The organism is uncultured Cyclobacterium sp. (assembly GCF_963977555.1).
Lineage (GTDB): Bacteria > Bacteroidota > Bacteroidia > Cytophagales > Cyclobacteriaceae > Cyclobacterium.
This window is the reverse complement of sequence record NZ_CAXBPD010000041.1, coordinates 1-7,217: the sequence shown is the minus strand read 5'-3', so window position 1 is coordinate 7,217 and position 7,217 is coordinate 1. Positions and strand designations below refer to the sequence as shown.

8 protein-coding genes are annotated in these 7,217 nt (G+C 36.9%); all 8 read left to right on the top strand.

Features of this window, described 5'->3' with window-relative positions; all coding sequences use genetic code 11:
• The first annotated feature begins 35 nt into the window (after window positions 1-35).
• Window positions 36-332 carry a 4a-hydroxytetrahydrobiopterin dehydratase gene (locus tag AAC073_RS24845; protein WP_339926487.1) on the top strand — a complete coding sequence of 99 codons (297 nt, stop codon included), beginning with the start codon at window positions 36-38 and terminating at the stop codon, window positions 330-332.
• 70 nt (window positions 333-402) lie between these two features.
• On the top strand, window positions 403-774 hold the full coding sequence (locus tag AAC073_RS24840; protein WP_339926486.1) for an ArsC/Spx/MgsR family protein: 372 nt from the start codon (window positions 403-405) through the stop codon (window positions 772-774).
• Between the two features lie 100 nt (window positions 775-874).
• Entirely contained in the window at window positions 875-2,614 is a 1,740-nt protein-coding gene (locus AAC073_RS24835; RefSeq protein ID WP_339926485.1) for a thiamine pyrophosphate-dependent enzyme, read from the top strand.
• Between the two features lie 6 nt (window positions 2,615-2,620).
• Window positions 2,621-4,141: an FMN-binding glutamate synthase family protein gene (locus AAC073_RS24830; protein WP_339926484.1), complete on the top strand. Its 1,521-nt coding sequence runs from the start codon at window positions 2,621-2,623 to the stop codon at window positions 4,139-4,141.
• 118 nt (window positions 4,142-4,259) lie between these two features.
• Window positions 4,260-4,931, top strand: a complete 672-nt coding sequence (locus AAC073_RS24825) for an FAD-binding oxidoreductase (protein ID WP_339926483.1) — start codon at window positions 4,260-4,262, stop codon at window positions 4,929-4,931.
• A gap of 23 nt (window positions 4,932-4,954) precedes the next feature.
• A complete protein-coding gene (locus tag AAC073_RS24820) occupies window positions 4,955-5,506 on the top strand; it encodes a ferritin (protein WP_339926482.1) in 552 nt (183 codons plus the stop codon).
• Between the two features lie 11 nt (window positions 5,507-5,517).
• Window positions 5,518-5,646, top strand: coding sequence for a hypothetical protein (locus AAC073_RS24815; RefSeq protein WP_339926488.1), 129 nt, complete (start codon window positions 5,518-5,520; stop codon window positions 5,644-5,646).
• 209 nt (window positions 5,647-5,855) lie between these two features.
• Window positions 5,856-7,217: NAD-dependent succinate-semialdehyde dehydrogenase (locus AAC073_RS24810; protein ID WP_339926481.1), on the top strand; the 1,362-nt coding region annotated here is incomplete at its 3' end.

The following is a 7,217-nucleotide window of genomic DNA, read 5'->3' as shown; positions in this document are numbered from 1 at the left end:
AAAAAGGAATAGTTTAAAATAAAAATATTAGAAAAATGACAAATTTAAAAAAACAAGAGATTCAGGACAGAATGAAAGAAATTGATGTTTTGTGGATTCTAGAAGGTAAATTCATTCAAAGAGAAATTACTTTCAAGGATTTTGTCGAAGCATTTTCGTTTATGACAGCAGTTGCAATGATAGCTGAAAAGTCAGACCACCATCCAAATTGGAAGAATGTATACAACAACGTGACTATTAGTCTTAACACTCATGATGCAGACGGACTCACAAAAAAGGATTTTCAATTGGCAAAAGGTATTGATCAGATACTAAAAAATTATAGACACTAAAACCTATAATCAATAGCTTTCACTGGGACGCTAATGCTCATAGCCAAGTTAAACTAACTAAATAAATATTATGATATTCGCCAATACTGATAAAGAGATAACACTGATTTATAATTCTGATGAACACATCGGCCGGCAAATTCTGGCTTATGCGCAAACGGAAATCATACCTATTCGTGACATAGATCTGAAGCATATGAAATTAACTACCACACATTGGGTAGAATTGGCTTCTAAGATGAAGGTTAATGTTCGAGACTTAGTGAACATTGAACATCCTAACTTTTCTCAAAAGTATGGACAGTTAAATCAATTATCAGATGAAGATTGGTTAGACCTATTGATAAATAATCAAGACATATTAAAGGCACCTATTGTTATGAAAGGTGATAAAATAATAATGATGAGTAACCCACAGGAAATGCTTTATTTCGTTAAATGAAGCCACTAAAATAGTGGAAATCTGACAGGGAGAGTACTCTTTACAATGGTATAACCTTAAACCATTATAACAAATTTGAATAACCATCTAAGTAAAAAAAATGTCAAAAAATATATCCGATCAAATAGTAGAAATGCTTGTAGAGGCTGGTGTTAAAAGAGTTTATGCTGTAACTGGGGACAGTCTTAATCCGGTAAATGATGCCGTACGAAGAGATGGAAGACTCCAATGGATACATGTAAGACATGAGGAAGCAGGAGCTTACGCTGCTTCCATGGAAGCAGAGTTGAACGGCATAGGTTGTTGTATGGGAAGCAGTGGTCCTGGGCATATTCATTTGGTCAACGGACTGTATGATGCCAACAAGGCTGGAAACCCTGTTATTGCCATTGCTTCAACCATTCCTACTGAAAAAATGGGATTGGACAACTTTCAGGAGACGAAACCTGAATATCTGTTTCAAGACTGCTCCAAATACGTCTTTCAAGCAAATACACCCAAACAAGCTATAAATGGATTGCAAACTGCTATTCAGCATGCCATAAGCATGAAAGGGGTTGCTGTTTTAGCACTCCCAGGTGATGTAGCGGCAGCTGAGCTGGAATCTGTACATACATCTAATAATAATTTTTATACGCAACCACGAATAACCCCAAGCCATGAACATCTTCAGGAACTGGCAAGCATCATCAATGATCATGAAAAGGTGGTACTGTTCTGCGGACATGGATGTCGTTTTGCTGTGGATGAAGTCATGCAATTGGCACAAGCTCTTAAATCTCCTTTGGGATATAGTTTTAGAGGAAAAATATTTTTTGAACGCAAAGAAAATCGGTATGCTGTAGGATTAAATGGACTTTTGGGTAACAAATCTGGCTTTGAAGCCATGCATCAGGCAGATGTTCTTTTGATGTTGGGTACAGATTTTCCTTATAGTGAGTTCCTTCCTGAAAAATGTAAAATTATTCAAGTTGATACTAAACCTGAAAGATTAGGGCGCAGAGCGAAAGTAGATTTTGGATATTGCGGTGATATAAAATCAACGTTGCAAGATCTAATGCCTCTGATTGAAGCAAAAACTTCAACTGATTTTCTTGACAAAATGCGTTCATTACATCAAGAAATTGAAGATATATATGATAGCTATGTGGAAGAAAAGGGATCTGAAAAAAATATTCACCCAGAATATGTTGCCTATTTGGTTGATAAATTAGCAGATAACGATGCCATATTTACTGTTGATACAGGCATGAGCGCCGTTTGGGCTGCACGTTATTTAAAGGCTGGAAAAAACCGTTATCTGACAGGATCGTTTAATCATGGTTCTATGGCAAATGCTATGCCAATGGCAATAGGAGCAGGATTGTCACATCCCGACCGACAAGTGATCGCTTTTTGTGGCGACGGCGGTATTTCCATGCTTTTAGGAGATTTAATGACGATTAGCCAATATCAAATTCCTGTTAAAATTATCATTTTTAATAATCGTTCTCTGGGTATGGTAAAGCTTGAAATGCGGGTAGAAGGCTATATGGATTGGCAGACTGATATGTTAAATCCCGATTTTGTAAAATTGGCAGAATCGATGAATATCTCAGCATGGGAGGCTAAGGAATCCCAAGATGTGGAAGAAGCGCTCTCAAATGGATTCAAGCATGAGGGGCCAGCAATTATAAATATTTTTACAGATCCCAATGCCCTGGCCATGCCACCTTCCCTAAATTTCGAACAAGTGAAAGGCTTTGCACAATCTATGGGAAGAATGATGGTGAACGGAAAATTTGCTGAAATAGTAGATACGACCAATAGTGAACTAAAATACTTACGAGAATTAATATAAACCATTATGAAGCAAGCTATTAAATTTACAATAATTGCCTTCCTGATTTTTGCCGTACTTATATGTGTAATTGTATGGCCTTTACCTGGTTTTATTGGTCTTGTAATCTTACTCGTGACGCTTGGGTTCTATGATCTATTTCAGAAAAAACACACGATACTAAGAAACTTTCCTGTAATTGGTCATCTGCGATACTTATTAGAAATGATTGGTCCTGAGCTTCATCAATATTTTGTCGAGTCCGGTACAGATGGCAAACCCATTGATAAGAACCACCGCACTTATATCTATGAACGCGCCAAAGAACAAACCCAAACACATCCATTTGGTACCGAACTTAATGTACATGCTGATGATTATAAATGGATGCAGCACAGCATCTATCCTGCAAGGAAAATGGAAACACCACCACGCATTGTCATTGGCGGGAAAGATTGCAGACAACCCTACAGTGCCAGCCTTTTTAATATTTCAGCCATGAGTTTTGGAGCTTTGAGCAAAAATGCCGTAAAGGCATTAAATATGGGTGCCAGAGCAGGTGACTTTTTCCACGACACAGGTGAAGGAGGCATATCAAAACACCATTTACAGGGAGGAGATTTGGTTTGGGAAATCGGCACTGGTTATTTTGGTTGTCGCGCAGCGGATGGAAAATTTGACGTAGAAAAATTCAAAGAAAAGGCCAATTGGGAGCAAGTGAAAATGATTGAAATAAAAATTTCACAAGGTGCAAAACCTGGACATGGAGGTGTTCTTCCTGCAGCTAAAAATAATGAGGAAATTGCTAAAATTAGAGGTATTCAACCACATACTGATATCATTTCACCTCCTGGTCATTCAGCCTTTAGAAATGCTGAAGGATTATTGCAATTTGTGAAGCAATTAAGAGAATTATCTAACGGAAAACCAGTAGGCTTTAAACTTGCCGTAGGAAGCAAACAAGAGTTTATTGAAATATGTAAAAAAATAGTAGAGACAGGTATAAAACCGGATTTCATAACTGTGGATGGTGCCGAAGGAGGCACGGGAGCTGCTCCCATTGATTTCTCAAACTATGTAGGTATGCCCTGGGAAGATGCACTGATTTTTGTAGTGGATACACTCAATGGATACAACCTAAAAAAAGAAATAAAAGTCATTACCGCCACCAAGATTTTTACGGCTTTTGATATTTTTAAAGCCCTTTGTATTGGGGCAGATGTCTGTAATTCTGCTAGAGGAATGATGCTGGCTTTGGGCTGTACTCAAGCGCTTAAATGCAATACCAATGAATGCCCTACAGGTGTAACTACTAATAACCCGAAACTTGTGAGAGGTTTGGTGGTATCTGAAAAATGGAAAAGAGTTAAGAATTACCACAAAAATATATTACAAGATTTTTTGGAATTATTGGCCGCATCGGGCTGTAATTCACCAGAAGGATTGAATAGAAGTTTAATTTTTAAAAAGGTGAATAAACAATGGCTTTCCTATGCTGAAGAGTATAAAGAAATACAAAATGGAGACTATCTGAAAAAGCGAAAATAAATTAATCATTAAAATCGAATAACTAACATATAGCTAGAAGCGAGATAAGCGTAAACCACGCCACATAGAAAACGAATACAAAGTGATTTAGCACAATAGAAGTCAAAATAAAAATAAGATGAAACAACATATTGTAAAAATACAATCAGTAGACAAGGTAACTCATGATGTATTGAAAATTGTTACTGAAAAACCTGAAAAGTACGCCTTTACACCTGGTCAAGCCACGGAAGTTTCCATAAACAAGAATGGTTGGAAGGATAAGAAAAGCCCTTACACTTTCACTTGTCTGCCAGAGGATAATTATCTTGAGTTTATTATTAAAATTTATCCATCGCATAAAAGTATGACAAACGAATTATCTCATCTAAAAATAAACGATGAGTTAATTTTACATGAGATTTTTGGAGCAATCAGTTACAAAGGTGAAGGTTTATTTATTGCTGGAGGTGCAGGGTTTACACCATTTATTTCAATTTTTAGAGACCTTGAGGCAAAAAATGAAATAGGGAATAATAAACTCATTTTCGCCAATAAAACCAAGAATGACATCATACTCGAAAAAGAATTTAAAGCATTATTAGGCACTAATTTCATTAACATTTTATCAGATGAGAAAGTGGAGGGATATGCAAATGGACAAATTACGAAAGACTTCATTCAAGCAAACAGTATTGGAATAAATAAACTGTTTTATCTCTGCGGACCTCCGCCAATGATGGAAGCAATCGAAAAACAACTAGCAGATTTGAATGTAGATAAAAAATCAATTATAACAGAAAAATTTTAGATAACTCAATAAATAAAATACACATGAACACAAACAGACTATCAAAAACTATTGCAGCAGCATTGAATGCACAAATGACAAAAGAAGCGCATGCTTCGCAAATATATTTGTCTTATGCTGCCTGGGCAGACAAACGGGGATTCAGTGGTATCGCCAATTTTCTTTTCAGACATGCACAGGAAGAGCGGAACCACATGATGAAAATATTAGAATACATTTTAAAAAGAGGTGCAGAAGTAGAGGTGACGGCAATTCCTGCTCCATCCGAGAGTCCAGTAAGTATAAATAACTGCTTTGAAAAAGTTTTCGAACATGAAGTAGATAATACAAATGCGGTTTACAAACTTGTAAAAATGAGCCATGCAGAAGAAGATTGGGCAACATGGAATTTTATGCAATGGTTTGTTCAGGAACAAGTGGAAGAAGAAACGCTTGCGATGAACTTATTGGATAAAATGAAAATAGCAGGAGGCGAACAAATGAGTAGCGATGCTTTATATTCTTTTGACAAAGATATGGAAGAGACGCAAGATGAAGTGATACCAGCACAAAAGGTAACAGCAGAGAATCCTTAAATATTTAAGTAATTTCTGATAAAATGCACTATTTGAGTGCAGCGCACCTATCCAGACAATTTAAACAAATTACAGGGTTAACACCTACTTTTTACAAATCTCTACCTAAAAGAGAACGGATTAATTTAGAGGATTTGTAAAATTCTAAAAAGCTAATCATACAATAATGATTTCTAATTGTGTAAGATAACCCAACCTATAATTCCCCAACTTGACTAAAGTTTCCTGAAAGATATTTAACAAATTTTGACTCAGAAATAAGTCGCAAAATTGAAGCATGCTTTTGAAAATTTTTTCAAAATAGTAAAGGAATATTTCCTCATACTAAATAATTAAAAACGCAATCAATATGTCCATTCAAACAGTTAATCCAAATACAAATAAGATCGTAAAGTCGTTCGAAGAAATGACGGAGAAGACGGTTGACGCCAAGGTAGCGAAAGCCCAAATAGCTTTTGCTGGCTGGAAAGAAACGAGCTATCAGCAAAGGGCTGATTTATTACATAAAGTAGCCACCCTTATGCGAGCTAAAAAAACAGCACTAGCAAAAACCATTACATTAGAAATGGGCAAACTCCTTGCCCAAGCAGAAGGAGAAATCGATTTGAGTGCTAATATTCTTGATTATTATGCGGATAATGGAGAAGCGTTTCTTGCCGATAAAGTACTCGACCCAGAATATGGAACGGCAATCATTCGTAATAGTCCCATTGGCGCCTTATTAGGTGTAATGCCGTGGAATTTCCCTTTCTATCAAGTAGTGCGATTTGCAGCACCTAATATTATGGTAGGTAATACTATTTTACTTAAACACGCCTCCAATGTTCCACAATGTGCTACTGCCATTGAAGAACTCTTCGAAGAAGCAGAGGCTCCTAAAGGATTGTATACGAATCTATTCATCTCAGGAAAACGTGCATCAGCATTGGTCTCTGATAAAAGGATAAAAGGCGTTTCCTTAACAGGAAGTGAGGAAGCCGGTGCAAGTGTTGCTATCGAAGCAGGAAAACACTTAAAGAAAGTTGTATTAGAACTGGGTGGCAACGATGCGTTCATTATACTGGAAGATGCTGATTTGGAAAAAACACTAGAATGGGCAGTTGTAGGAAGGATGAATAATAATGGTCAAAGTTGTATTGCTTCTAAGCGGTTTATTGCAGTGGAAGCAATAGCCGATGAGTTTATTCAAAAGTTTAAGGATGCATTATCAAAATTAAAATTAGGGGATCCGATGGATCCTGCTACTCAATTAGGTCCCTTAAGTAGTGAAGGAGCAGCCGAGCATTTGGAAGATCAGGTCAATCGTTCAGTTGAAGGAGGGGCAAAAGTGCTACTAGGCGGTAAACGCGCAGATCGTAAAGGTGCCTTTATGGAACCTACCATTCTTACTGATTTGAAGCCAGATATTGCTGCTTATCATGAAGAATTATTTGGCCCAGTAGCTTCCTTTTATGTAGTAAAAGACGAACAGGCTGCCATTGATCTGGCGAATGATTCTGATTTTGGTTTGGGAGGTTCTATATTCACACAAGATATTGAACGCGGAAAAAGAATAGCTGACCAAATAGATTCGGGTATGTTATTCATTAATCACCCTACCTGGACACAAGCCGATTTTCCTTTTGGCGGAACAAAACAATCAGGTTTTGGCCGTGAACTATCGGAGTTAGGGATTCACGAGTTTGTCAATAAAAAACTAATTCGGGTAAGT